The following is a 22,977-nucleotide window of genomic DNA, read 5'->3' as shown; positions in this document are numbered from 1 at the left end:
CATCGGTCCCGCCCCAACATCGGCGCAGCACCTGCTGCAGATGCTGCCCGCTCACTAGGATCAAGGACATGAAGCTCGAACTTCGCGGAATCACGAAGCGGTTCGGCAGCCTGGTCGCGAACGACCACATCGACCTCACCGTGGAGGCCGGCGAGATCCATTGCCTGCTCGGTGAGAACGGTGCAGGCAAGTCGACGCTGATGAACGTGCTCTACGGCCTCTACCAGGCGGACGAGGGCGAGATCCTGCTGGACGACGTCGTCCAGCAGTTCTCCGGCCCCGGCGACGCGATGGCCGCCGGCATCGGCATGGTGCACCAGCACTTCATGCTCATCCCGGTCTTCACCGTCGCCGAGAACGTCATGCTCGGCAACGAGGCCACGAAGGGCGGGGTCTTCCTCGACCTGAACGCGGCCCGCGCGAAGGTGCGCGAGATCAGCCAGCGCTTCGGGTTCGACGTCGACCCCGATGCGCTCGTCGATGAACTGCCCGTCGGCGTGCAGCAGCGCGTGGAGATCATCAAGGCGCTCTCGCGCGACGCGCGCGTGCTCGTCTTCGACGAGCCCACCGCCGTGCTCACGCCGCAAGAGACCGATGAGCTGATGCAGATCATGCGCCAGCTGCGCGACTCCGGCACGTCGATCGTGTTCATCACGCACAAGCTCCGCGAGGTGCGCGAGGTCGCCGACCGCATCACCGTCATCCGGCTCGGCAAGGTCGTCGGCGAGGCGTCGCCCACGGCGTCGAACACCGAGCTCGCCTCGCTCATGGTGGGCCGCGCCGTCGAGCTCACGGTGCACAAGAACCCGCCGCAGCTCGGCGACGAGGCGCTCGTCGTCGAAGGCCTCACCGTCGTCGACCACATCGGCCAGCTCGTCGTGAACGACGTGAGCTTCGAGGTGCGGAAGGGCGAGATCCTCGCCGTCGCGGGCGTGCAGGGCAACGGCCAGACCGAGCTCACGGAGGCGCTCGTCGGCCTGCAGCCGCGCGTCCAGGGCTCCATCCGCCTGAACGGCGAGGAGCTCACGACCGCGAGCGTCCAGCGCATCCTCGAATCGGGCGTCGGCTTCGTCCCCGAGGACCGCAACGAGGACGGCCTCGTCGGCGCCTTCAGCATCGCCGAGAACCTCATGCTCGACCGCTCCTCGGGCGAGCCGTTCGTGAAGGCCGGCACCATCCAGCGCGGCACCCTCGCCGAGTTCGCCCGCGAGAAGGTGAAGGAGTTCGACGTCCGCACCCAGGGCATCGACGAGCAGGTCCGCCAGCTCTCCGGCGGCAACGCGCAGAAGGTCGTGCTCGCGCGCGAGCTCAGCCGCGAGCTCTCCCTCCTCGTCGCCGCCCAGCCCACGCGCGGCGTCGACGTCGGCTCGATCGAGTTCATCCACAAGCGGATCGTGGAGACCCGCGACAGCGGCGTCCCCGTGGTCGTCGTGTCCACGGAGCTCGACGAGGTCGTCGCCCTCGCCGACCGCATCATGGTGATGTACCGCGGTCGCGTGGTCGGCATCGTGCCCGGCACCACCCCCCGTGACGTGCTCGGCCTGATGATGGCCGGCGAACAGCCCGAAGGAGCCGCAGCGTGAGCGAGCCCCAGCCCAAGACCAGCACCACGCCGCGGGACACCACGACGGTGCCCGCGCAGGCGCCCGAGCCCTCCCGCTGGCACCAGACGTTCCAGAAGATCACCACCGGCAACGCGCTCATCTCGGTGCTCTCCGTGCTCCTCGCCCTCGTCGTCGGCGCGATCATGATCGCGTTCACCGACGAGGACGTGCAGAAGGCGGCCGGCTACTTCTTCGCCCGCCCGGGCGACACCTTCGTCGCCATCTGGCAGTCGGTGTCGGGCGCGTACTCGGCGCTCTTCCAGGGCTCGATCTACAACTTCCGCCGCGACACCTTCGCCGCCGGCATCAAGCCGCTGACGGAGACCCTGACGTTCGCGACCCCGCTCATCGCGGGCGGTCTCGGCGTCGGCCTCGCGTTCCGCGTCGGCATGTTCAACATCGGTGGCCGCGGCCAGATGCTGATCGCGGCCTCGGTCGCCGGCTGGCTCGCCTTCGGCTTCGAGCTGCCGTGGGGCCTGCACATGCTGGTCGCCCTCGTCGGCGGCCTCCTCGGCGGCGCGCTCTGGGGCGGCATCGCCGGGTTCCTCAAGGCGAAGACCGGCGCGCACGAGGTGATCGTGACGATCATGCTGAACTTCGTCGCCTTCTACCTGGTGTCGTGGCTCCTGCGCACGCCGGGGCTGCTGCAGGCGCCGGGCTCGTCGAACCCGAAGACGCCGCCGATGAAGGACACGGCGATCTTCTGGAACCTGAAGGAGTACGGCTACAACCTGCACCTCGGCTTCGTGATCGTCGTCGCCGCGACGGTGCTCGTCTGGTGGATCCTCAGCCGCTCGAGCCTCGGCTTCCGCTTCCGGGCGGTCGGCGAGAACCCGAACGCCGCCCGCGTCGCCGGCATCAACGTCCCCTACGTGTACGTCTACGCGATGCTCATCTCGGGTGCGCTGCTCGGCCTCGCCGGCGTGAACCAGGTGCTCGGCACCGTGACGACCGGCTTCACGGCCGGCATCGACGCGGGCGTCGGCTTCGACGCGATCACGGTCGCGCTCCTCGGCCGCTCGACCCCGTGGGGCATCTTCGCCGCGGGCCTCCTCTTCGGCGCGTTCAAGGCCGGCGGCTACTCGATGCAGGCCGCCGAAGGCGTGCCGGTCGACATCGTGCTCGTCGTCCAGTCCCTCATCGTGCTGTTCATCGCGGCGCCGCCGCTCGTCCGCACGATCTTCCGCCTGCCAGACCCGAGCCGAGGTCCGAAGCGACCCCGGCCGATCGTGACGAAGGAGGTGGCGGCGAAGTGACCACCGTGACCGAACACCACCAGGTCTCACCGCAGCCCGACGCACTGGCCACCACCGTCGTCACGAGCTGGAAGGCCCCCATCGCCTTCGCCGTGTTCACGGTGGCGGCGCTGGCGCTCGCCGTCTTCGCCCCGCGCGACGGCGACACCACCTACCGGCTGAACGCCTCCGACAAGGACGCGATCATCATCGCGAACATCTCGGTTCCGGCGATGCCGGCGCTCTGGGTGGTCGTCGTGCTCCTCGCCCTCGCGACGGGGTTCGCGGTGTGGCTCGTCACGCAGAAGCGCCGGGTGCCGCTGTGGCTCATCGTCGTCTTCGCGATCGCCTTCCTGTTCGGCTTCCTCACCTGGGCCGGCGCCGGGGCGATGCTGCCGATGATCAATCTGCTCTACGGCTCGCTGAGCCTCGCGGTGCCGCTCATCTTCGGTGCGCTCACCGGCGTCATCGGCGAGCGGGTCGGCGTCATCAACATCGGCATCGAGGGGCAGCTGCTCGCGGGCGCCTTCACCTCGGCGGTCACGGCCTCCGTGGTGATGAGCTCGACCGGGTCGATGATCCTCGCGCTCTTCGCCGGCGTGGTCGGCGCCATGATCGCCGGTGCGCTCGTCGGCATGGTGCTCGCGGCCTTCGCGATCAAGTACTTCGTCGACCAGGTCATCGTCGGTGTCGTGCTGAACGTGCTCGTCACGGGGCTCACGAGCTTCTTCTTCTCGCAGGTGCTCGCGCCGAACGCGGCCGTGCTGAACACGCCGCCGCGCTTCCCGAGGCTGCCGATCCCGTTCCTGAGCGAGATCCCGATCATCGGGCCGGTGCTGTTCCGCCAGACGCTCGTCGTCTACCTGATGTACCTCGCCGTCGCGCTCGTCTTCGTGGGGCTCTTCTACACGCGCTGGGGCCTCCGCCTCCGCGCGGTCGGCGAGCACCCGCAGGCGGCCGACACGGTGGGCATCAACGTGAACCGCACCCGGTTCTGGAACGTCGCCCTCGCCGGCACCATCGCCGGGCTCGGCGGCACCTTCTTCACGATCGGCTCCGGCATCGCGTTCAACAAGGAGATGACGGCGGGCGCCGGCTTCATCGCCCTCGCGGCGGTCATCTTCGGTGGCTGGGATCCGATCCGGGCGACGCTCGCGGCGCTGCTGTTCGGCTTCGCGTCGAACCTGCAGAACACCCTGTCGGTCATCGGCTCGCCGGTGCCGAGCGAGTTCATGCTGATGCTGCCCTACCTCGTCACGATCATCGCCGTCGCCGGCCTCGTCGGGAAGGTCCGCGGGCCGGCCGCAGCGGGCAAACCCTACATAAAGTCCTAGGCGACGCGTCCGGAGGCCTCGAGCGGCCAGTCCGCCCGGGGCCTCCGGCGTTCCATCCGACCGCCGCATCCGCCACCAGCCCGTCCACCAGCGCCCGGAAAGGGGAACACCATGACCCGAAGCGACGAGATCGACTGGGAGCTCCTGCGGGAGCGCGCCCGGGACGCGATGGCGAAGGCGTACGTGCCGTACTCGGAGTACCCGGTCGGTGCGGCGGCGATCGTCGACGACGGCCGGGTCGTCTCGGGCTGCAACGTCGAGAACGCCTCCTACGGCGTGACGCTCTGCGCGGAGTGCTCGCTCGTGTCCGCGCTCGTGATGTCGGGCGGCGGCAAGCTCGTCGCCTTCGCGTGCGTCGACGGGCACGGCGAGACGCTCATGCCGTGCGGGCGCTGCCGCCAGCTGCTCTTCGAGCACTCGGCGGAGGGGATGGTGCTCGACACCGTCTCCGGCTTCAAGACCATCGACGAGGTGCTGCCGGACGCCTTCGGCCCCCGCACGCTCGCCGTCTACCGCGGCCAGGCGGACGAGTCCGCCGGCCCCAGCAAGGGAGAGTGACCATGGCCGGAGTCGAGGCCTTCGACGCCGTCGATCTGATCCGCGCGAAGCGCGACCGCCGCGAGCTCACGACCGCCGAGATCGACTGGCTCGTCGAGGCGTACACGCGGGGCTACGTCGCCGACGAGCAGATGTCGGCGATGACCATGGCGATCTTCCTGAACGGGATGAGCCGTCGCGAGATCCGCGACCTCACGATGGCGATGATCGCCTCGGGGGAGCGGATGGACTTCTCGGGACTCGGCAAGCCCACGAGCGACAAGCACTCCACCGGCGGCGTCGGCGACAAGATCACCCTGCCGCTCATGCCCCTCGTGGCGACCTTCGGGGTGGCCGTGCCGCAGCTGTCCGGCCGCGGGCTCGGGCACACGGGCGGCACGCTCGACAAGCTCGAGTCCATCCCGGGCTGGCGTGCGGAGATCTCGAACGACGAGATGTTCGCCCAGCTCCGCGACGTCGGCGGCGTCATCTGCGCCGCGGGCGCGGGCCTCGCCCCCGCCGACAAGAAGCTCTACGCGCTCCGCGACATCACCGGCACCGTCGAGGCGATCCCGCTCATCGCCTCCTCGATCATGTCGAAGAAGATCGCGGAGGGCACGAGCGCGCTCGTGCTCGACGTGAAGTTCGGCTCCGGCGCGTTCCTGCAGGACATCGAGCGCTCGCGCGAGCTCGCCCGCACCATGGTCGAGCTCGGCGAGGACGCGGGCGTCGCGACGAGCGCCCTCCTCACGAACATGAACGTGCCGCTCGGCCGCACGATCGGCAACGCGAACGAGGTCCGCGAGTCCGTCGAGGTGCTCGCCGGCGGCGGACCCGCCGATGTGCGGGAGCTGACGATCGCGCTCGCCCGGGAGATGCTCGCGCTCGCCGGCCGAGACGGCGAGGACGTCGAGGCGGCGCTCGACGACGGGCGCGCCATGGACACCTGGCGGCGCGCCATCCAGGCGCAGGGCGGCGACCCGGATGCCGAACTGCCCGTCGCCCGCGAGCACCACGTCGTCACGGCCGACCGCGACGGCGTGCTCGTCGAGCAGCACGCGCTCCCGTTCGGCATCGCCGCCTGGCGCCTCGGCGCGGGCCGCGCCCGCAAGCAGGACCCGGTGCAGCACGCCGCCGGCATCGAGCTGCACGCGAAGCCGGGCGACGAGGTGCGCGCGGGCCAGCCGCTGTTCACGCTCTCCGCCGACGAGCCCGAGCGCTTCGCCCGGGCGCTCGAGGCCGTCGAGGGCGCCTGGCGCATCGGCGACGCGGGGGAGCCCGTGCAGGACGGCGGCCCGCTGATCGCCGACCGGATCGGCCGCTGAGCCCTCGCGGCGGTCGGCGACGCACGAACGTCGCGCGCGGCATCCTCGCACCCACGTGGCTGCCGCGGCGCGACGTTCGCCGTATTCGGCCGATGCTCCCGGGGCGCGACCGGCTATCGTTGACTCGTGGACACGACTGAGTACCGCCTCGAGGGCGACGGCATCGAGCTGCGGAGCCTGCCCAAGGTCAGCCTGCACGATCATCTCGACGGGGGCCTGCGCCCGCAGACCCTCATCGAGCTCGCCGAGGAGATCGACCTCGACGTGCCCGCCGCCGACGAGGCCGGCCTCGCCGAGTGGTTCTCCACGCAGTCGAACTCCGGCTCGCTCGTCGAGTACCTGAAGACCTTCGAGCTCACGACCGCCGTCATGCAGACCCGCGAGGGGCTCAGCCGCGTCGCTCGCGAGTCCGTGCAGGACCTGGCCGCCGACGGCGTCATCTACGGCGAGCTCCGCTGGGCGCCCGAGCAGCACCTCACCCGGGGCCTCAGCCTCGACGAGGCGGTCGAGGCCGTGCAGGCCGGCATCGAGCAGGGCATCGACGACGCCAGGCACCAGGGCCGGGGCATCCGCATCGGCCAGCTCGTGACCGCGATGCGGCACGCCGACCGCGGCCTCGAGATCGCGGAACTGGCGGTCCGCCACCGCGAGCGCGGCGTCGTCGGCTTCGACATCGCCGGCGCCGAGGCGGGCTTCCTGCCGAGCCGGCACCGCACCGCCTTCGACTACCTCGCCGGGCAGTTCCTGCCCGTCACGGTGCACGCGGGCGAGGCCGACGGCCTCGACTCCATCCGCAGCGCCCTCGTCGACGGCCGGGCCCTGCGCCTCGGCCACGGCGTGCGGCTCGCCGAAGACCTCGTGATCGAGCGCCAGGACGACGAGAACACCTACGTCTCGCTCGGCCAGCTCGCCCAGTGGGTGCGCGACCGCGAGATCGCCCTCGAGACGAGCCCCTCGTCGAACCTGCAGACCGGGGCGATCGCGGCGTGGGGCGACGAGCTCGTCGACCACCCCTTCGACCTCCTGTACCAGCTCGGCTTCCGGGTCACCGTGAACACCGACAACCGGCTGCAGTCGGGCACCTCGCTCACGCGCGAGCTCGCCCTGCTGTCCGACGCGTTCGGCTACGACCTCGACGACCTCGAGGCCTTCCAGCTGAACGCGGCGGCCGCCGCCTTCCTGCCGCTCGACGACCGCGAAGAGCTCGCCGAGCTGATCGAAGACGGGTTCGACGAGGCCTGACCGGCCGCGACGACCCCGTCGCAACCCGCCCCGTGCGCCACGAACGCACCGGGCCGTGAAACGGAACCGCCAGTGACCCTCCCTCCGCTTCCCGACGAGGCCGTCGCGCTCGGCGCGCACGCCGCGGACTGGCGCGCCGCCGTCCGCGAGGCCGGGCGCGCCCTGACCCGCGCCGGAGCGGTGCGCATCGAGTACTCCGAGCGGATGATCTCGGTCATCGACGAGTTCGGCGCCTACGTCGTCATCGCCCCCGGCCTCGCCCTCGCCCACGCGCGTCCGGGGCCGGACGTGCTGCGGGAGGGGCTCGCCGTGGTGACCCTCGCCGAGCCCGTCGCGTTCGGGCACCCGCACAACGACCCCGTGCGCGTCGTGCTCGGGCTCGCCGTCGCGAACGCGGAGGAGCACGTCGCGAGCGTCGCCGCGCTCGCGAACGCCTTCAACGACCCGGCGGCCGTCGAGCGGGTCGCCGCGGCGACGAGCGCCGCCGAGGTGCGCGCCATCCTCGGCATGGGGGACGGACGATGAGGATCGTGGCGGTGTGCGGCGCCGGCATCGGCACCTCCGCCATCCTGAAGGTCAACGCGGAGCGCGTGCTCGAGCGCCTCGGCATCGAGGCCGAGGTCGGCGCGAGCGACCTCGACGGCGTCGCCGTCGCTGCGGCGGACGCGCAGGTGATCCTCACCTCCACCGAGCTCGCGCCGGCCGTGCGCCGCGCGATCGGCCGCAACTTCGCGGAGATCGTCGAGGTGCGGAACTTCCTCGACCTCGACGAGCTGTCCGTGCTGCTGGAGCGCTCGCTCGGCTGAGCCGGTCCGCGCCACCAGTCAGGACGGGCCTCAGGCGACGAGCTCGCGCATGCCCGCCTCGAGCGCGGCCGCCGCGGCCGTCGCTGCTGCGCGGCGCTCGGCGACGGTGCCCTCGTCGGAGACGGCGTCGATGTAGACCTTGAGCTTCGGCTCGGTGCCGCTCGGGCGGACCATGACCCGGCCGCCGCCCTCGAGCAGGATGCGCAGCACGTCCGAGGGGGGCAGCTCGCCGCCCTCCGCGAGGTCCTCGATGCGCTCGACGCGGATGCCGCCGACCTCCGCCGGCGGGTTCGCGCGGAGCCGCGCCATCACCTCGCCGATGCGGGCGAGGTCGGTGACCCGGATCGAGACCTGGGCTGACGCGAAGCAGCCGAAGCGCTCGACGAAGTCGTCGAGATGGTCGGCGACGGTGCGGCCTGCGGCCTTCAGCTCCGCCGCGAGCGCGAGGAACGCGACGGCGGCGGAGATGCCGTCCTTGTCGCGCACCGTGCCGGGGTTCACCAGGTAGCCGAGCGCCTCCTCGAAGCCGAACACGAGGTTCGGTGCGCGGGAGATCCACTTGAACCCCGTGAGAGTCGCGCGGAACTCCAGGCCGTGGTGGCGGGCCACCGTCTCGAGGCCGGGGGAGGAGACGATCGAGCACGCGAGGGTGCCCTCGGGCCCGCCGTCGCCCGTCGCGGCCGCGACCGCGCGCTCCGCGGCCTGCCAGCCGAGCAGGAGCCCCACCTCGTTGCCGGTGAGCCGGCGGTACCCATCTGCTGCAATGCCATCGGGGATCGCGATCGCGAGCCGGTCGGCGTCGGGGTCGTTCGCGACGATGAGCTCCGCACCCGACTCACGAGCCGTGGCGAACGCGAGATCCATCGCGCCCGGCTCCTCGGGATTCGGGAACGCCACCGTCGGGAACGCCGCGTCGGGCTCGATCTGCGCGGCGACGAGCACGGGCTCGTCGAAGCCCGCGGCCGCGAGCACCTTCGCCGTCGTCTCCCAGCCGACGCCGTGCATCGCCGTATAGGCGACCTTCGGCTGCGCGGCGGGCGCGCCGCCCGCCGCGGCGGCCGTCTCGGCGACGTAGGCCGCGACCACCGACTCGTCGGCCGTGGTGTACTCGCCGCGGGGCAGCTCGGGCACCAGCGCGGTCTCGGCGACGCGCAGGATGTGCGTGGCGATCTCGGCGTCGGCGGGGGAGACGATCTGCGATCCGCCGTGCTCGCCGCCGAGGTACACCTTGTACCCGTTGTCGTTCGGCGGGTTGTGGCTCGCCGTCACCATGACGCCGGCGCTGACGCCCAGGTGCCGCACGGCGAACGCCGTGACGGGCGTCGGCAGCAGCCTCGGCAGCAGCACGGCCCGGACGCCGGCGCCCGCCATGATCTCCGCCGAGTCCGTCGCGAACACGGCCGAGTTCTTGCGGCCGTCGTAGCCGATCACGACCGAGGGTGTCTCGCCGGGCGCCGCCTGCTCGAGGAGGTACGCGGCGAGCCCGGCGGCCGCCTGCGACACGAGCACCCGGTTCATCCGGTTGGGGCCCGCGGCGATCGCGCCGCGCAGGCCCGCCGTGCCGAACGCGAGGCGCGTGTCGAAGCGGTCGGCGAGCTCGGCCGCCGCGGCGGCATCGCCGGCCCGGACGGCGGCGAGGATGCCGGTGAGCTCCTCCCGCGTCTCCGGATCGGGGTCCTGGGCGAGCCAGGCCTCGGCGAGGGCGACGCGGGCGTCGTCGGAGTGGTGCTGCTCGGGCATCCGATGGTCCTTTCGGGGGCGGCGGGAACGCCGGGGGCCGCCAGCAGGGCGGCGCTGGGCTCAGATCGCGGCGACGATCTCGGCGAGGAGCTTCGAGATCACGGGCTCGGCCTCACGGCCGGCCTCGATGACCTCCTCGTGGCTGAGCGGGGTGGTCTGGATGCCGGCGGCGAGGTTCGTGATGAGGCTCATGCCGAGCACCTCCATGCCCGACTGGCGCGCGGCGATCGCCTCGAGCGCGGTCGACATGCCGACGATGTGGCCGCCGATGGTCTTCGCCATCTGCACCTCGGCCGGCGTCTCGTAGTGCGGCCCGCGGAACTGGCAGTAGACGCCCTCGTCGAGCTCGGGCGAGATCGACCTGGCCAGCTCGCGCAGCCGGCGCGAGTACAGGTCGGTGAGGTCGATGAACGTCGCGCCCTCGAGCGGCGAGTCGGCGGTGAGGTTGATGTGGTCGCTGATCAGCACGGGCGTGCCCGGCTTCCAGTGCGACTTGATGCCGCCGGCGCCGTTCGTGAGGATCATCGTCTTCGCGCCCGTGGCGGCCGCGGTGCGCACCGAGTGCACGACCCGGCGCACGCCGTGGTTCTCGTAGTAGTGCGTGCGGGCGCCGATGACGAGCGCCCGCTTGCCGTTCGGCAGCAGCACCGAGCGGAGGGTGCCCACGTGCCCCTCGAGCGCGGGCTTCGAGAAGCCGGGGACCTCGGTCGCCGGAATCGTGTGCGTCGTCTCGCCGATGATCTCGGCCGCCTTGCCCCAGCCGGAGCCGAGGGTGAGGGCGAGGTCGTGCCGGGCGACCCCGGTGAGCTCGGCGATGCGGTCGGCCGCCTGCTGGGCCACCACGAAGGGGTCGGCGGCGGGGTCGTCGAGGGGGTTCTGCTCGGTCATCCCACCATGCTAATCAGCACGGGAGGGCCGTGGCAGCCGCCTGCTCGTTTGCTGCCCTTTCGGCCACTGCGACAGAATATTGAGCATGGCCTATGAATTCGAGCGCACCCAGAGAATCGCTGTCCTCGGCGGCGGTCCCGGAGGGTACGAGGCGGCGCTCGCCGCCGCGCAGCTCGGCGCCGAAGTGACGCTGATCGAACGGGCCGGAGTCGGCGGCTCGGCGGTGCTCACCGACGTCGTGCCGTCGAAGTCGCTCATCGCGACCGCCGAGGCCTCGAACGCCGTGAAGGAAGCCGCCGACCTCGGTGTGCAGTTCTACGCCAAGGGCGAGTCCGAGAAGGCGGTGAAGCCGCAGGTCGCGATCAACCTCGCCGCCGTGAACAAGCGCCTGCTCGGCCTCGCCGCCCAGCAGTCGGAGGACATGCGCTCGAACCTCATCGAGGCGGGTGTCCACCTCGTGCAGGGCGAGGGGCGCCTCGACGGCGCGAACGCGGTCATCGTCTCGACCTCGAAGGGCGGCACCGACTTCGACCGCATCGAGGCCGACACCCTCGTCATCTCGGTGGGGGCGACGCCCCGCGTGCTGCCCACCGCGGTGCCCGACGGCGAGCGCATCCTCACGTGGACGCAGCTCTACCACCTGCAGCAGATCCCCGAGCACCTGATCGTCGTCGGCTCCGGCGTCACCGGCGCCGAGTTCGCCTCCGCGTACCGGGCGCTCGGAGCCAAGGTCACGCTCATCTCGAGCCGCGACCAGGTGCTGCCCGGCGAGGACGCCGACGCCGCCGCCGTCATCGAGAAGGTCTTCAAGCGCAACGGCATGAAGGTCATGAACAAGTCGCGCGCCGAGTCCGTGGTGCGCGACGGCGACTCCGTCGTCGCGACCCTCACCGACGGCCGCGAGGTACGCGGCTCGCACTGCCTGATGGCGGTCGGCTCGGTGCCGAACACCTCCGGCATCGGGCTCGAGGAGGCCGGCGTCCAGCTCACCGAGTCGGGGCACATCCGGGTGAACCGGGTCGCCCGCACCTCGATGCCGAACATCTACGCCGCCGGCGACTGCACGACGTTCCTGCCGCTCGCCTCCGTCGCGTCGATGCAGGGCCGCACGGCCGTGTTCCACGCGATGGGCGACGTCGTGAACCCGCCCGAGAACCGCAACATCACCTCGAACATCTTCACCCAGCCCGAGATCGCGACCGTCGGCTGGACGCAGAAGGAGATCGAGGAGGGCGTCGTGCCCGGCACGGTCTACAAGCTGCCGCTCGCCTCGAACCCGCGCGCGAAGATGATGGGCATCCGCGACGGCTTCGTGAAGCTCTTCGCCTCGGCCGGCTCCGGCGCGATCATCGGCGGCGTCATCGTCGCCCCGAAGGCCTCGGAGCTGATCTTCCCGCTCGCGCTCGCCGTGGAGCACCGGCTCACGGTCGACCAGTTCGCCGAGGCGTTCCCCGTCTACCCCTCGCTCTCGGGCTCGCTCACCGACGCGGCCCGCGCCATGCACGTCGTGCGCTGACGCCGTTCGCTGACCCGGGCCGCGCCGGCGGTCAGGGGCGGGCGTCGGGGTCGACGGCGGGGATGGAGCCGGTCGGCACGATCCGAACCTCGCCGCCATCCTTGTCGATGAGCTTGCCGCCGACGTAGTAGTCGCCCTCCTCGAGCGCCGCGAGCGCCTCCTCCGGGACCAGACGCGTCGGCGCCGCGACGAACGTCGAGCGGTCGCCGCGCGAGTTCGAGCGGCGCACCACGTGGTTGAAGAGCACGTTGAGCAGCACCGCCATGATCGTCGCCGAGCTGATGCCCGAGTGGAAGATGATCTGGAACCAGGTCGGGAACGCGTCGTAGATCGCCGGCAGCACGACCGGCAGCATTCCGAAGGCGAGCGAGATCGCGACGATGATGAGGTTCAGGTTGTTCCGGTAGTCGACCTTCGAGAGCGTCGCGATGCCGCTCGCCGCGACCGTGCCGAACAGGGCCACGCCGACGCCGCCGAGGACGGGGGTGGGGATGGCGGCGACGATCCGCCCGAGCACCGGCAGCACGCCGAGGAGCACGAGCACGACGCCGCCGGCGGCGACAACGTAGCGGCTCTTCACCTTGGTGATCGCGACGAGCCCGACGTTCTGGGCGAAGGCGCTCTGCGTGAAGGAGTTGAAGACCGGCGAGACGGCGCTCGAGAGCATGTCGGCGCGGAGGCCGGCGGCGATCCGCTTGGAGTCGACCTTCGTGCCGACCACCTCGCCGACCGCGAGGATGTCGGCGGTCGTCTCCGTGAAGGTCACGAGCACGACGATGAGCATGGAGATGATCGCGGCCGGCTCGAAGGTGGGGAGACCGAACTGGAACGGCATCGGCAGCGCGAAGATCGGCCCCTCGAGCGCGCCCGCGAAATCGACGCGGCCGAAGCAGGCGGCGACGACGGTCGCGAGCACGAGCGAGATGAGGATGGCGAGGCGGGCGAGTGCGGGCGTGCCGAACTTCGTGAGCAGCACCATGATGAGCAGCGCCACCCCGGCGAGGCCGAGGTTCGCCGGGTCGCCGAAGTCGGGCGCGCCGGCACCGCCCATCGCCCAGGTGCCGGCGACGGGGATGAGCGTCAGGCCGATCGAGGTGATGACGACGCCGGTCACGACCGGCGGGAAGAACTTCACGATCATCGCGAAGAACGGCGCGATGATGACGCCGATGACGGCGGAGGCGAGGATGGCGCCGAAGACCGCCGGGAGCCCGCCGCCGCCGGAGAGGATGGCGAGCATCGTGGCGACGCCGGCGAAGGAGACGCCCTGCACGAGCGGCAGCTGGGAGCCGAAGAAGGGGATGCCGATGGTCTGCAGGAGCGTCGCGAGGCCGCCGATGAAGAGGGCGCTCGCGATCAGCACCCCGATCTCGAGCTGACTCAGGCCGGCCGCCTGCCCGATGACGAGCGGCGGGGCGATGATCCCGCCGTACATCGTGAGCACGTGCTGCAGTCCGTAGGCGAAGCTCGGGCCGAGGCCGAGCTTCGCGTCCTCCGGCCTGGTCGGGGTGTTCGCCGCGGTGGCTCGTGTGCGTCCCATGGTTCCTCTGCTGTCGGTTGCGGTTGATGCGGTTTCGCATGTGTCTTCACCGGGCCCGTGTGGGGAACGGGCGAGGTGGCGAGGTGCACCGACGTGGCGCCGGCGACCTTGCCGGGGAATCGGTTTCGTGATTCGGAAAACCGATTCCGATGAGTGAGAAGAGTGAAGCATTGCCGTGGCCGGCTGTCAAGGGGGTCGGCGTGCGCCGGCCGTCCACGGCGGATCGCCTGGTTGTATCATTTGCCCATATAGGAATATGATGTGGCCATGGCCCGAGCAGCGACGACCTCCGACGTCTTCAACGCGATCGCCGAACCGCAGCGGCGAGACATCCTGATGCTCCTCCGCGCCGGCGAACGTCCGGCGACGGCGATCGCCGAGGAGCTCGGCATGACGCAACCCGGCGCGTCGAAGCACCTCCGCGTGCTCCGCGAGGTCGGGCTCGTGCACGACCGCCGCGAGGGCAAGCGGCGGGTGTACGCGCTCGACGCCGGCGGGCTGCGGCCGGTGCACGAGTGGGCCGGCGGCTTCGAGCGGTTCTGGAACGAGAGCTTCGACCGGCTCGACGCGTACGTGCAGGGACTCGAACAGGATGGGAGCACGGAATGACGAACGACGAGGCGACGACCGCGACGGAGTCGGCCGGGCCGACGGAGTCGGTCGGATCGACGGAGTCAGCGACTGCGAATCGGGAGATCCTGATCACGCGGGTGATCCACGCCCCTCGGGACCGCGTCTTCGAGGCGTTCACCGAGGTGCGGCACCTGTCGCAGTGGTGGGGGCCGCACGGCTTCACCACCACGACGCGGGAGTTCGACTTCCGCGAGGGCGGCGTCTGGGACTTCGTGATGCACGGGCCCGACGGCACGAAGTACCCCGAGTGGATCACCTGGACCGCGATCGCGCGGCCGGAGCGGATCGCGATGCTGCACGGGGAGCGTCGCGACGACCCGGAGGCCTTCGAGTCCGTGCTGAGCTTCGAGGCCGACGGCGATGCGACCCTGGTGCGCATGCTGACGGTGTTCCCGACCGCGGCGCTTCGGGATGCCGCCATCGAACGGCACGGGGCGATCGAGGGCGGCCGGCAGACGCTCGCCGAACTGGCCGCCTACGTCGAGGCGTCCGCGCGGAGCGAGGAGGTGCGCTGATGGCCGGCACCGTGTTCTTCAGCGTCTCGGTGTCGCTCGACGGCTATCTCGCGCCCGACTCGCCGGACGAGCTCATGGGGCGGCAGTGGATGCAGCTGCAGCAGTGGGTCTTCCGCCAGAAGCACTTCCGCGAGAACCTCAAGCTCGGCACCGGCGGGGAGGAGGGGCGCGACAACGAGATCGTCCGCGACACCTTCGAGCGCACCGGCGCCAGCGTGATGGGCCGGCGGATGTTCGATGCGGGGGAGGAGATGTGGCCGGCGGACCCGCCGTTCCACACGCCGGTCTTCGTGGTGACGCACTCGCCGCGCGAGCCCTGGGTGCGGGACGGCGGCACCACCTTCTTCTTCGTGACCGACGGCGTCGAGTCCGCCGTCGCGCAGGCGCGAGCGGCCGCGGGCCCGCGTGATGTCCGGGTCGCGGGCGGGGCGGACGTCATCGTGCAGGCGCTGAACGCCGGACTCGTCGACGAGTTCCATCTGGCGGTCTCGCCGGTGTTCTTCGGCACCGGCGTGCGCCTCTTCGATCGCATCGACGCGGCCGGCGTCGGGGTGGAGCAGATCGGAGTGGAGCCGTCGCCGCACACGACGCACCTCCGCTACGCGGTCCGGCGCGGGTGATTTCTGGGCGCGTCCGGCCTGCGAGCCCCGGGCGCGCCCTAGCTCCCGGTCGTGTCCGGCCCGGACGCCTCGGGCCGTTCCGCCGCGTCGACGATGGTGTCGAGGAGGCCCGGGAAGCGGGCGTCGAGGTCGTCGCGGCGGAGCGTGAGCAACCGGCCCCGCCCGTTCGGCTCGTTACGGATGACGCCCGCCTCGCGCAGCACCTTCATGAGGTGCGACTTCGTCGACTTCGGCACGTTGGGGTCGCTCGGATGGCAGGCGGCCATGTCGAGCGGGCCGTCGCGGAGCTGCTGCGCGATGGCCAAGCGCTCCGGGTCGCTCAGGGCGAACAGCACCCCGGTCAGGGAGATCTCGTCCCGCTCGGGGTGGGGGAGCTCGACCGGGGCGCGCATGGTTCGAGAATAGTTGAATCATCGAGGAAAGGCGAGTAGGGTCTCATCGTTCGAAAGAATTGGAACAGATGGGATGCCGATGCGCACGCGATCCACCGGACCCGGCTTCGTCCTCGGCGTCGCCGGCGTCACCGCGATGATGGCTGGGGCGAGCGCCCCGTCGCCCTTCTACCCGGTGCTGCAGGAGGAGCTCGGCATCGACTCCGGCACGATCACCGCGGTCTTCGCCGTCTACGCGATCACCCTCCTCGCTGCGCTCCTCACGACGGGGTCGCTCTCCGACCACCTCGGTCGCCGCCCGGTGACGAGCGCCGGGTTCCTGCTGCTCGCGCTCAGCGTGCTGCTGTTCTGGCACGCGGATGCCACGGGGACGCTGTTCGCCGCCCGCGCCGTGCAGGGCGCGGCGAGCGGCATCCTGCTCTCGGCCCTGTCGGCGAGCATCGCCGACCTGGAACCCGCGAATCGGCCCGGCGCCGCCGCGCTCTGGAACGCCGTGGCGCCGATGGCCGGCCTCGCCGTCGGTGCGGTCGCCGCCGGCGCCGTGCTCGATCTCGCGAGCGACCCGCTCACCGCGGTCTTCCTGCCGCTCACCCTCGCCTATCTCGCGCTCGCCGGGCTCGTCTGGACCGCGCCGGAGACGTCTCCGCGGCACGCGGGCTGGCTCGGCTCCCTGAGGCCGAGGATGGCGATCCCGGCCCACGTGCGCCCGCTGTTCCTGAAGAGCGCGCCCGTCGTGCTCGCCGGCTGGGCGACCGGCGGCCTGTTCCTCTCGCTCGGGGCGAGCATCGTGCACCGCGAGCTCGGCGGCGACAGCCACCTGTGGCAGGGGCTCGCGGTGGCGGCGCTCGCCGGGTCCGGAGCGGTGTCGGCCGCCCTCATCCGTTCGCGCTCGCCGCGGACCATCACCGTGTACGGCGCGTCGGCGCTCGCCGTCGGCACCGCGCTCAGCCTCGTGGCGCTCGGTTCGCACTCCCTCGGCGCGTACTTCGCCGCCGTCCTCGTGGCCGGCTCCGGGTTCGGCACCGCGTTCATGGGCGTGCTCCGCTCGATCATCCCCGCTGTGGCGCCCGATGAGCGCGCGGCGACCTTCGCCGCGCTCTACACGGTGTCCTACCTCGCGTTCGGGGTCCCGGCCGTCGTGGCCGGCGTGCTCGCGCCGCTGCTCACCCTCGGCGCCACGACCTACGGCTACGGCGCGGTCGTCGTGCTGCTGGCGGCGCTCGCGGCGGTGCTGCGGTGGCGTTCGCCCCGCCCGGTCGATCCGGCCTGAGGGGAGGTTGCGGGCGGGACCACGTAGCCTCCAGGGAGTGGAAAGGATGCCTCGATGACCGACCTCACCCTCCCGCCGAGCGGGTTCCCCGCCCTCGACTGGGCCGCCCGTTCGATGCCCGTGCTCGCCGCGACGATGCGCGAGCACGCCGACGCCTTCGCCGGACGCCACGTCGGCATCTGCCTGCACACCGAGCCGAAGACGGGAGTGCTCGTGCAGTGGCTGCTCCGGGTCGGCGCGCGCGTGACGATCACCGGCAACCTCGGCACGACCGTCCCCGAGACGGCCGCGGCGCTGGCCGAGCTCGGCGCCACGGTGGTGGGGGAGCGGACGGATGACCCGGCCGAGCACTCCCGCAACGTCGCGCGGGTGGTCGCGGCGGAGCCCGACCTCCTCCTCGACAACGGCGGCGAGATGATCGAACTGGTGCTCCGCGGCGGCCCGCGGGGCGCCGGGTTCCTCGGCGCGACCGAGGAGACGACCACGGGCGGACGCCGGCTGCGCGAGCTCGACGTCGCCGCCGACTTCCCCGTCATCGTGATCAACGACAGCACGCTGAAGCTCCTCGTCGAGAACGAGTTCGGCGTCGGTCAGAGCATCGTGCAGGGCTTCATGAACGCCACGAACGCGATGCTGCCCGGCATCCGGGCGACGGTCATCGGCTACGGTCCGTGCGGCAAGGGCGTCGCCGACACGCTGCAGCGGCTCGGCGCCCGGGTGAGCGTCGTCGACCGCGACCCCTACCGGGCGCTCGAGGCGATCATGCACGGCCACCGCGTCGGTTCGCTCGAGGAGACCCTGCCGGGTGCGCAGGCGCTCTTCCTCGCGACGGGGCATCCCGATGTCGTGCCGGTGGAGTCGCTGCCGCTGCTGCCCGACGGGCTCATCGTCGCAGGCGTCGGCCACGAGCCGTACGAGCTCGACCTCGGCGCGCTCGCCGAGGCGGCGGCCGAGCGGCGCACGCTGTCGGCGCCCGGCGGCGATCCGTCGGCGCGCACCCTGTACCGGATGCCGGACGGACGGGAGATCGTCGTGCTCCACGGCACCCGGATGATCAACCTCGTCGCGGCGAGCGGCAACCCGATCCAGGCGATGGACCTCGGCCTGTCGCTGCAGGCGGTGAGCCTCGCGGCGATCGCGACGGGACGGGCGCCGTTCACCGGCCCCCACGCCGTCCCGGCCGACGTCGATCGGGCGCTCGCCGCGCGGCTCGTCGACGTGTGGCGGTGAGGACCCGGCGCGACCCGGCTTGACCTCAAGTGCGCTTGATGTCCGACACTGAGGGCTCGAGCCGAGGAGCGAGCATGAATCCATCCGACACCGCCGGGACGACGGCGCCCGTCCCCGTCCTGCAGTGCGCCGTCTGCGGCGTCGAGTACGACCGGCGCCGGCTCCCCGACGTCTGTCCGATCTGCGCCGACGAGCGGCAGTACCTGGCCGCCGACCGGCAGCAGCACTGGGTCGACCCCGCCGACTACGCGGGCGCGATCCGGGTGTTCGAGACCGAGCCCGGGCTGTGGTCGATCGCGGTCGAGGGCGGGCCGGGCATCGATCAGCAGGCGCAGCTCATCGTCACCGAGGCGGGCAACGTGATGGTCGAGGTCCCCGCCTCGATCACCGAGCGGGCGGTCGAGGCCGTGCGGGCGCTCGGCCCGGTGGCCGCGATCATCGCCTCGCACCCGCACATGTACGGCGTGCAGTCGCTGTGGTCGCGCGCGCTCGACGACGCTCCCGTCTACGTGTCCGCCGCGGACCGCGAGTGGCTCGGCGTCGTACCGCCGTCGCTCGTCTCCTGGGAGGGGGAGATCGAGCTCGTGCCGGGCGTCGTGGCGTCGCAGCCGGGCGGTCACTTCCCGGGCAGTTGCGTGGTGCACTGGCCCGGTCGCGACGGCGCAGGGGTGCTGCTGACGGGCGACACCATCGGCGTCAATCCCGACGGCGAGACGCTCGCCTTCATGCGCTCCTACCCCAACCGCATCCCGCTGTCGGCCGGCGTCGTGCTGCGGATCGCCGACCATGTCGAGCGGTACGCGTTCGAGCGGATCTACGGCAACTTCGGCGGCGCCATCCGCTCCGAGGGGAAGGCGAGGCTGCGCTCGTCCGCGATCCGGCATGCCGCCTGGGCCCGCGGCGACTTCGACCACCTCACCGGGCCCGGCTGAGGGCGCGACGCGCCGGCCGCGGCATCCCGCCGCCGAACCGGGCAGGATGGAGTGGTGACCCCGCCGAGCCCGTTCCGCCGCGCCATCCGTCCGCTCGCCGTCGGGGCCCTCCTCGCCGGCATCCTGAGCGGATGCACCGCCGCTCCGACCGATGACGCGAACCCGGCCGCTTCGACCCCGGTCGCCTCGACCCCGGCCGCTTCCCCGCCGCCCGCCGCCTCGACCGGTGAGACCCCGGAGGAGAGCTTCCGCGCCTGGCTCGCCGCCAGCCGCGAGCCGGATGCCGGAACGGCTTGCTCGTACCTGAGCGACGGGCTCGTCGAGCGGATGCTCGCGGAGCTCGCCGCGAACGGCATCGCCGTCGACGGCTGCGCGGAGATGATCACGACGACCGCTGAGCTCTACGCCGCGATCGGCGAGAGTCCCGACGCCGAGGTCGAGACGATCAGCGAGACCGCGGACCGGGCGGAGCTGTTCGTCACCTACGCCTCCGCCGACTGCGGCACCGTCGTGCTCGTCCCGGAGGGGGCGCGCTGGATCCTCACCGAGCACTCGGAAGAGCGCTGCTGAGCCGCTAGACGACGATCGTGTAGCCGGTCTCCCGGGCCGCCGGGCGGTACCCCATCCGCTCGTAGAGGGCGAACGCGCCCGTCGGGCTCGCGGCGTCGACCTCGAGCGTCGAGAACGCGATCCCCTCGGCGGCGGTCGCCCGGAGGTGCGCGGCGAGGAGCGCGCTCGCCACCCCGCGGCCCCGCGCGGCACGGGCGACGCCCACGAGCGGAACATGCGCGCTCGAGTACCCCTGCCGCGGCCAGTCGTCCTCGTCGACGTCGGCGAGCACGAACCCCACGGCCGTGTCGCTCACCGGGTCGACCGCGACGAAGGAGAGCGACGGTCGGAACGCCGTGCGCGAGACGAACGCCCGCCACTGCTCGGCGGAGGAGGGCTGGCTGCCCCAATGGTCGCGGAACGCGTCGTTGCGCACCCGGCGCAGCTCGTCGAAGCGCGCCGGCGTCAGCCGTTCGAGGCGGAGCCCGTCACCGAGCGCGAGCTCCTCGATCGGCTCGCCGAGATCCCGGCGCAGGCCCGCGAAGAACCTCGCGGCCGTGAAGCCGGTGCCGGCGAAGAGCGGGGCGGCGCCCGTCGCGCGATCGTCGGAGAAGGCCATGATCCAGCCGGGCAGCCGCTGCTCGGAGGCGGCGAGCTGCCGCTCCGCGCGCGCCCGCTGCCAGGCGAGCAGGAGACGCCCGATGCCGCGTCGGCGGAACCGCGGGTGCACGCCGCCCATGGCGATCGAGCGCACGAGCGTCTCCTGCCCGGGCGGCTGCTGCACCAGGCCCCACGCCACGGCGCGGCCCGCGGCGTCGAGGGCGACGAGCGAGTCTCGCTCGCGGTCGACGAACGACATGCCGAGCTCGTCGGCGAGGTCGTCGCGGGTCGTGGAGTACTCGGGATGGTCGGCCTCGGCGATCGCCCGCTCGAGCTCCGCAACGGCGTCGAGCTCGGTTTCGCCGATGGCGCGCCACTCGGCGACATCCGGATGCGCCAGGTGAGGCGATTCCGTGGGCCGCACCCGCTCGCGCAGCGGCGCGAGGGGCGCTGCGTGCTGCTCGGTCATCCGCTCAGCCTAGGCGGCGGGCCGGGCGCCGACAACGGGCGGGCGGAGGCGAGCCGGGCGCCCCCGGGCCGCACGCGATCGCCTCGGAGCCCGGGACCGAGCACTCGGACCCGATCCGCGACCGCGCGTTACGCGTCCGCGATCGACAGCAGCAGGTGCCCGCTCGACACGGTGACGCCGGGCTCGGCGTTCACGACGCCGACGATGCCGTCCTTGTGCGCGATGATGGGCTGCTCCATCTTCATCGCCTCGAGCACGAGCACGAGGTCGCCCTTGACGACCTTGTCGCCCTCGGCGACGGCGACCTTCACGACCGTCGCCTGCATCGGCGCCTTCACCGCGTCGCCCGTCGCGGTGTCGACCGAGCCGCCGGCGGAGCGCCGCCGGGGCGCCGGGGCGCTGCTCGCCGCGCCGCCGTTCGAGCCCGCGGTGCCGACGAGCTTCTTCGGCAGCGAGACCTCGATGCGGCGCCCGTCGACCTCGACGACGACGCTCGCGCGCGCCGCGGGACCGCGGACCTCCTCGAGCTCGCCCGACCAGGGCTCGAGCCGGTTGTCGTACTCGGTCTCGATCCAGCGCGTGTAGATGGAGAACGGCTGCTCGCCCTCGGGGGCGAACGCCGGGTTGTTCACGATGTCGCGGTGGAAGGGGAGCACCGTCGGCAGGCCCGCGACCTCGAACTCGTCGAGGGCGCGACGGGCGCGGGAGAGCGCCTCCTGGCGGTCCTTGCCGGTCACGATGAGCTTCGCGAGGAGCGAGTCGAAGGCGCCGGAGATCTCGTCGCCGCTCGTCACGCCGGAGTCGACGCGCACGCCGGGGCCGCCGGGGAAGCGGAGCTGGTGGATCGGGCCGGGCGCGGGCAGGAAGTTCCGGCCCGGGTCCTCGCCGTTGATGCGGAACTCGATCGAGTGGCCGCTCGCCTCGGGGTCGTCGTAGTCGAGCACGCCGCCCTCGGCGAGGCGGAACTGCTCGCGCACGAGGTCGAGGCCGGTGACCTCCTCGGAGACGGGGTGCTCCACCTGGAGGCGGGTGTTCACCTCGAGGAAGGAGACGGTGCCGTCCTGGCCGATGAGGAACTCGCAGGTGCCGGCGCCGACGTACCCGACCTCCTTCAGGATGGCCTTCGAGGCCGAGTAGAGGGCGTCGATCTGCACCTGGCTGAGGAACGGCGCGGGCGCCTCCTCGACGAGCTTCTGGTGCCGGCGCTGCAGCGAGCAGTCGCGGGTCGAGACGACGACGACGTTGCCGTGCTGGTCGGCGAGGCACTGGGTCTCGACGTGCCGGGGCTTGTCGAGGTACTTCTCGACGAAGCACTCGCCGCGTCCGAAGGCGGCGATGGCCTCTCGGGTGGCGGAGTCGAAGAGCTCTGGGACCTCCTCGCGGGTGCGGGCGACCTTCAGGCCGCGACCGCCGCCGCCGAACGCCGCCTTGATGGCGACGGGCAGGCCGTGCTGGTCGACGAAGTCGAGCACCTCCTCGGCGCCGGCGACCGGATTCAGGGTGCCGGGGGCGAGGGGCGCGCCGACCTTCTCGGCGACGTGCCGCGCGGAGACCTTGTCGCCGAGGCGTTCGATGGCCTCGGGCGAGGGGCCGATCCAGATGAGCCCGGCGGCGATCACGGCGCGGGCGAAGTCGGGGTTCTCGGCGAGGAAGCCGTAGCCGGGGTGCACGGCGTCGGCGCCCGAGCGGCGGGCGACCGAGAGGAGCTTGTCGATGACGAGGTACGTGTCGGCGCTCGTGGCGCCGTCGAGGGCGTACGCCTCGTCGGCGAGCTTCACGTGCCGCGCGTCGCGGTCCTGGTCGGCGTAGACGGCGACGGAGCCGATCCCGGCGTCGCGAGCCGCCCGGATGACGCGGACGGCGATCTCGCCACGGTTGGCGATGAGGACCTTGGTGATACGCGGCATAGTTCTCAAGCCTATTGCTCGCGACCCCCGCGGCTTTGAAGGGCTCCCACAAAAAGACCGGGGTCCAGGGTGCGGCCGCTCACAACTCCGGCG

General features: G+C 72.0%; 22 protein-coding genes. 16 read left to right on the top strand and 6 right to left on the bottom strand.

What is annotated here, in order from left to right; genetic code table 11:
- The first annotated feature begins 68 nt into the window (after positions 1 to 68).
- The 8 genes from ROT00_RS09560 (at position 69) to ROT00_RS09525 (ending at position 8,083) form a co-directional block, all read left to right on the top strand.
- Complete coding sequence (locus ROT00_RS09560; protein ID WP_404774340.1) at positions 69 to 1,583, top strand: ABC transporter ATP-binding protein; 1,515 nt, start codon at positions 69 to 71, stop codon at positions 1,581 to 1,583.
- Entirely contained in the window at positions 1,580 to 2,860 is a 1,281-nt protein-coding gene (locus ROT00_RS09555; protein ID WP_404774338.1) for an ABC transporter permease, read from the top strand. Before ROT00_RS09560 ends, ROT00_RS09555 begins: the two co-directional genes overlap by 4 nt.
- Positions 2,857 to 4,173, top strand: coding sequence for an ABC transporter permease (locus tag ROT00_RS09550; RefSeq protein WP_404774336.1), 1,317 nt, complete (start codon positions 2,857 to 2,859; stop codon positions 4,171 to 4,173). The genes ROT00_RS09555 and ROT00_RS09550 overlap by 4 nt, the downstream gene beginning before the upstream one ends.
- Positions 4,174 to 4,284: 111 nt before the next feature.
- Complete coding sequence (locus tag ROT00_RS09545) at positions 4,285 to 4,731, top strand: cytidine deaminase (RefSeq protein ID WP_404774334.1); 447 nt, start codon at positions 4,285 to 4,287, stop codon at positions 4,729 to 4,731.
- A 2-nt stretch (positions 4,732 to 4,733) separates the two neighbouring features.
- Positions 4,734 to 6,035, top strand: coding sequence for a thymidine phosphorylase (locus tag ROT00_RS09540; protein WP_404774333.1), 1,302 nt, complete (start codon positions 4,734 to 4,736; stop codon positions 6,033 to 6,035).
- 126 nt (positions 6,036 to 6,161) lie between these two features.
- Positions 6,162 to 7,277: an adenosine deaminase gene (locus ROT00_RS09535; protein WP_404774332.1), complete on the top strand. Its 1,116-nt coding sequence runs from the start codon at positions 6,162 to 6,164 to the stop codon at positions 7,275 to 7,277.
- Positions 7,278 to 7,349: 72 nt separating this feature from the next.
- Positions 7,350 to 7,802: a PTS sugar transporter subunit IIA gene (locus ROT00_RS09530; protein WP_404774331.1), complete on the top strand. Its 453-nt coding sequence runs from the start codon at positions 7,350 to 7,352 to the stop codon at positions 7,800 to 7,802.
- The gene (locus ROT00_RS09525) at positions 7,799 to 8,083 is read left to right on the top strand and encodes a PTS sugar transporter subunit IIB (protein ID WP_404774329.1); all 285 of its coding nucleotides are present in this window, start codon (positions 7,799 to 7,801) and stop codon (positions 8,081 to 8,083) included. Before ROT00_RS09530 ends, ROT00_RS09525 begins: the two co-directional genes overlap by 4 nt.
- A 30-nt stretch (positions 8,084 to 8,113) precedes the next feature.
- On the opposite strand, the gene ROT00_RS09520 is transcribed toward ROT00_RS09525, so the two are convergent.
- Both ROT00_RS09520 and ROT00_RS09515 read right to left on the bottom strand, forming a co-directional pair.
- Positions 8,114 to 9,823 (bottom strand): phospho-sugar mutase, encoded by a 1,710-nt coding sequence (locus ROT00_RS09520; protein ID WP_404774327.1) that lies wholly within the window; start codon positions 9,821 to 9,823, stop codon positions 8,114 to 8,116.
- A 60-nt stretch (positions 9,824 to 9,883) separates the two neighbouring features.
- Positions 9,884 to 10,711, bottom strand: coding sequence for a purine-nucleoside phosphorylase (locus tag ROT00_RS09515; protein ID WP_404774325.1), 828 nt, complete (start codon positions 10,709 to 10,711; stop codon positions 9,884 to 9,886).
- 85 nt (positions 10,712 to 10,796) lie between these two features.
- On the opposite strand from ROT00_RS09515, the gene ROT00_RS09510 reads away from it, so the two are divergent.
- Positions 10,797 to 12,227 (top strand): NAD(P)H-quinone dehydrogenase, encoded by a 1,431-nt coding sequence (locus ROT00_RS09510; protein WP_404774323.1) that lies wholly within the window; start codon positions 10,797 to 10,799, stop codon positions 12,225 to 12,227.
- A 31-nt stretch (positions 12,228 to 12,258) separates the two neighbouring features.
- Here the strand turns inward: ROT00_RS09510 and ROT00_RS09505 are convergent, their stop codons facing one another.
- Positions 12,259 to 13,767 (bottom strand): nucleobase:cation symporter-2 family protein, encoded by a 1,509-nt coding sequence (locus tag ROT00_RS09505; RefSeq protein ID WP_404774322.1) that lies wholly within the window; start codon positions 13,765 to 13,767, stop codon positions 12,259 to 12,261.
- Between the two features lie 267 nt (positions 13,768 to 14,034).
- Between ROT00_RS09505 and ROT00_RS09500 the strand changes: the two genes are divergently transcribed.
- The 3 genes from ROT00_RS09500 to ROT00_RS09490 are packed head-to-tail and all read left to right on the top strand — an operon-like array spanning position 14,035 to position 15,535.
- The gene (locus ROT00_RS09500) at positions 14,035 to 14,376 is read left to right on the top strand and encodes an ArsR/SmtB family transcription factor (protein WP_404774320.1); all 342 of its coding nucleotides are present in this window, start codon (positions 14,035 to 14,037) and stop codon (positions 14,374 to 14,376) included.
- A complete protein-coding gene (locus tag ROT00_RS09495) occupies positions 14,373 to 14,915 on the top strand; it encodes an SRPBCC family protein (protein WP_404774318.1) in 543 nt (180 codons plus the stop codon). Before ROT00_RS09500 ends, ROT00_RS09495 begins: the two co-directional genes overlap by 4 nt.
- Positions 14,915 to 15,535: a dihydrofolate reductase family protein gene (locus ROT00_RS09490; RefSeq protein ID WP_404774316.1), complete on the top strand. Its 621-nt coding sequence runs from the start codon at positions 14,915 to 14,917 to the stop codon at positions 15,533 to 15,535. Before ROT00_RS09495 ends, ROT00_RS09490 begins: the two co-directional genes overlap by 1 nt.
- A 38-nt stretch (positions 15,536 to 15,573) precedes the next feature.
- On the opposite strand, the gene ROT00_RS09485 is transcribed toward ROT00_RS09490, so the two are convergent.
- Positions 15,574 to 15,927 (bottom strand): ArsR/SmtB family transcription factor, encoded by a 354-nt coding sequence (locus ROT00_RS09485; protein WP_404774314.1) that lies wholly within the window; start codon positions 15,925 to 15,927, stop codon positions 15,574 to 15,576.
- 79 nt (positions 15,928 to 16,006) lie between these two features.
- Between ROT00_RS09485 and ROT00_RS09480 the strand changes: the two genes are divergently transcribed.
- From ROT00_RS09480 to ROT00_RS09465, 4 genes are all read left to right on the top strand, one after another.
- Entirely contained in the window at positions 16,007 to 17,197 is a 1,191-nt protein-coding gene (locus ROT00_RS09480; protein WP_404774312.1) for an MFS transporter, read from the top strand.
- A gap of 54 nt (positions 17,198 to 17,251) precedes the next feature.
- Positions 17,252 to 18,427 carry an adenosylhomocysteinase gene (locus ROT00_RS09475; RefSeq protein ID WP_404774311.1) on the top strand — a complete coding sequence of 392 codons (1,176 nt, stop codon included), beginning with the start codon at positions 17,252 to 17,254 and terminating at the stop codon, positions 18,425 to 18,427.
- A 74-nt stretch (positions 18,428 to 18,501) separates the two neighbouring features.
- The gene (locus ROT00_RS09470; protein ID WP_404774309.1) at positions 18,502 to 19,359 is read left to right on the top strand and encodes an MBL fold metallo-hydrolase; all 858 of its coding nucleotides are present in this window, start codon (positions 18,502 to 18,504) and stop codon (positions 19,357 to 19,359) included.
- A 54-nt stretch (positions 19,360 to 19,413) separates the two neighbouring features.
- On the top strand, positions 19,414 to 19,929 hold the full coding sequence (locus ROT00_RS09465) for a hypothetical protein (RefSeq protein ID WP_404774307.1): 516 nt from the start codon (positions 19,414 to 19,416) through the stop codon (positions 19,927 to 19,929).
- Between the two features lie 4 nt (positions 19,930 to 19,933).
- On the opposite strand, the gene ROT00_RS09460 is transcribed toward ROT00_RS09465, so the two are convergent.
- Together ROT00_RS09460 and ROT00_RS09455 are read right to left on the bottom strand one after the other, a co-directional pair.
- Positions 19,934 to 20,977, bottom strand: coding sequence for a GNAT family N-acetyltransferase (locus tag ROT00_RS09460; RefSeq protein ID WP_404774305.1), 1,044 nt, complete (start codon positions 20,975 to 20,977; stop codon positions 19,934 to 19,936).
- 128 nt (positions 20,978 to 21,105) lie between these two features.
- Positions 21,106 to 22,884 (bottom strand): acetyl/propionyl/methylcrotonyl-CoA carboxylase subunit alpha, encoded by a 1,779-nt coding sequence (locus ROT00_RS09455; RefSeq protein ID WP_404774303.1) that lies wholly within the window; start codon positions 22,882 to 22,884, stop codon positions 21,106 to 21,108.
- Between the last annotated feature and the right edge of the window lie 93 nt (positions 22,885 to 22,977).

This window comes from Agromyces mediolanus (assembly GCF_044917495.1).
Classification (GTDB): Bacteria; Actinomycetota; Actinomycetes; order Actinomycetales; family Microbacteriaceae; genus Agromyces; species Agromyces mediolanus_B.
Note: the sequence above shows the minus strand (reverse complement) of the source record. Positions and strands in the feature narration are given on the sequence as shown.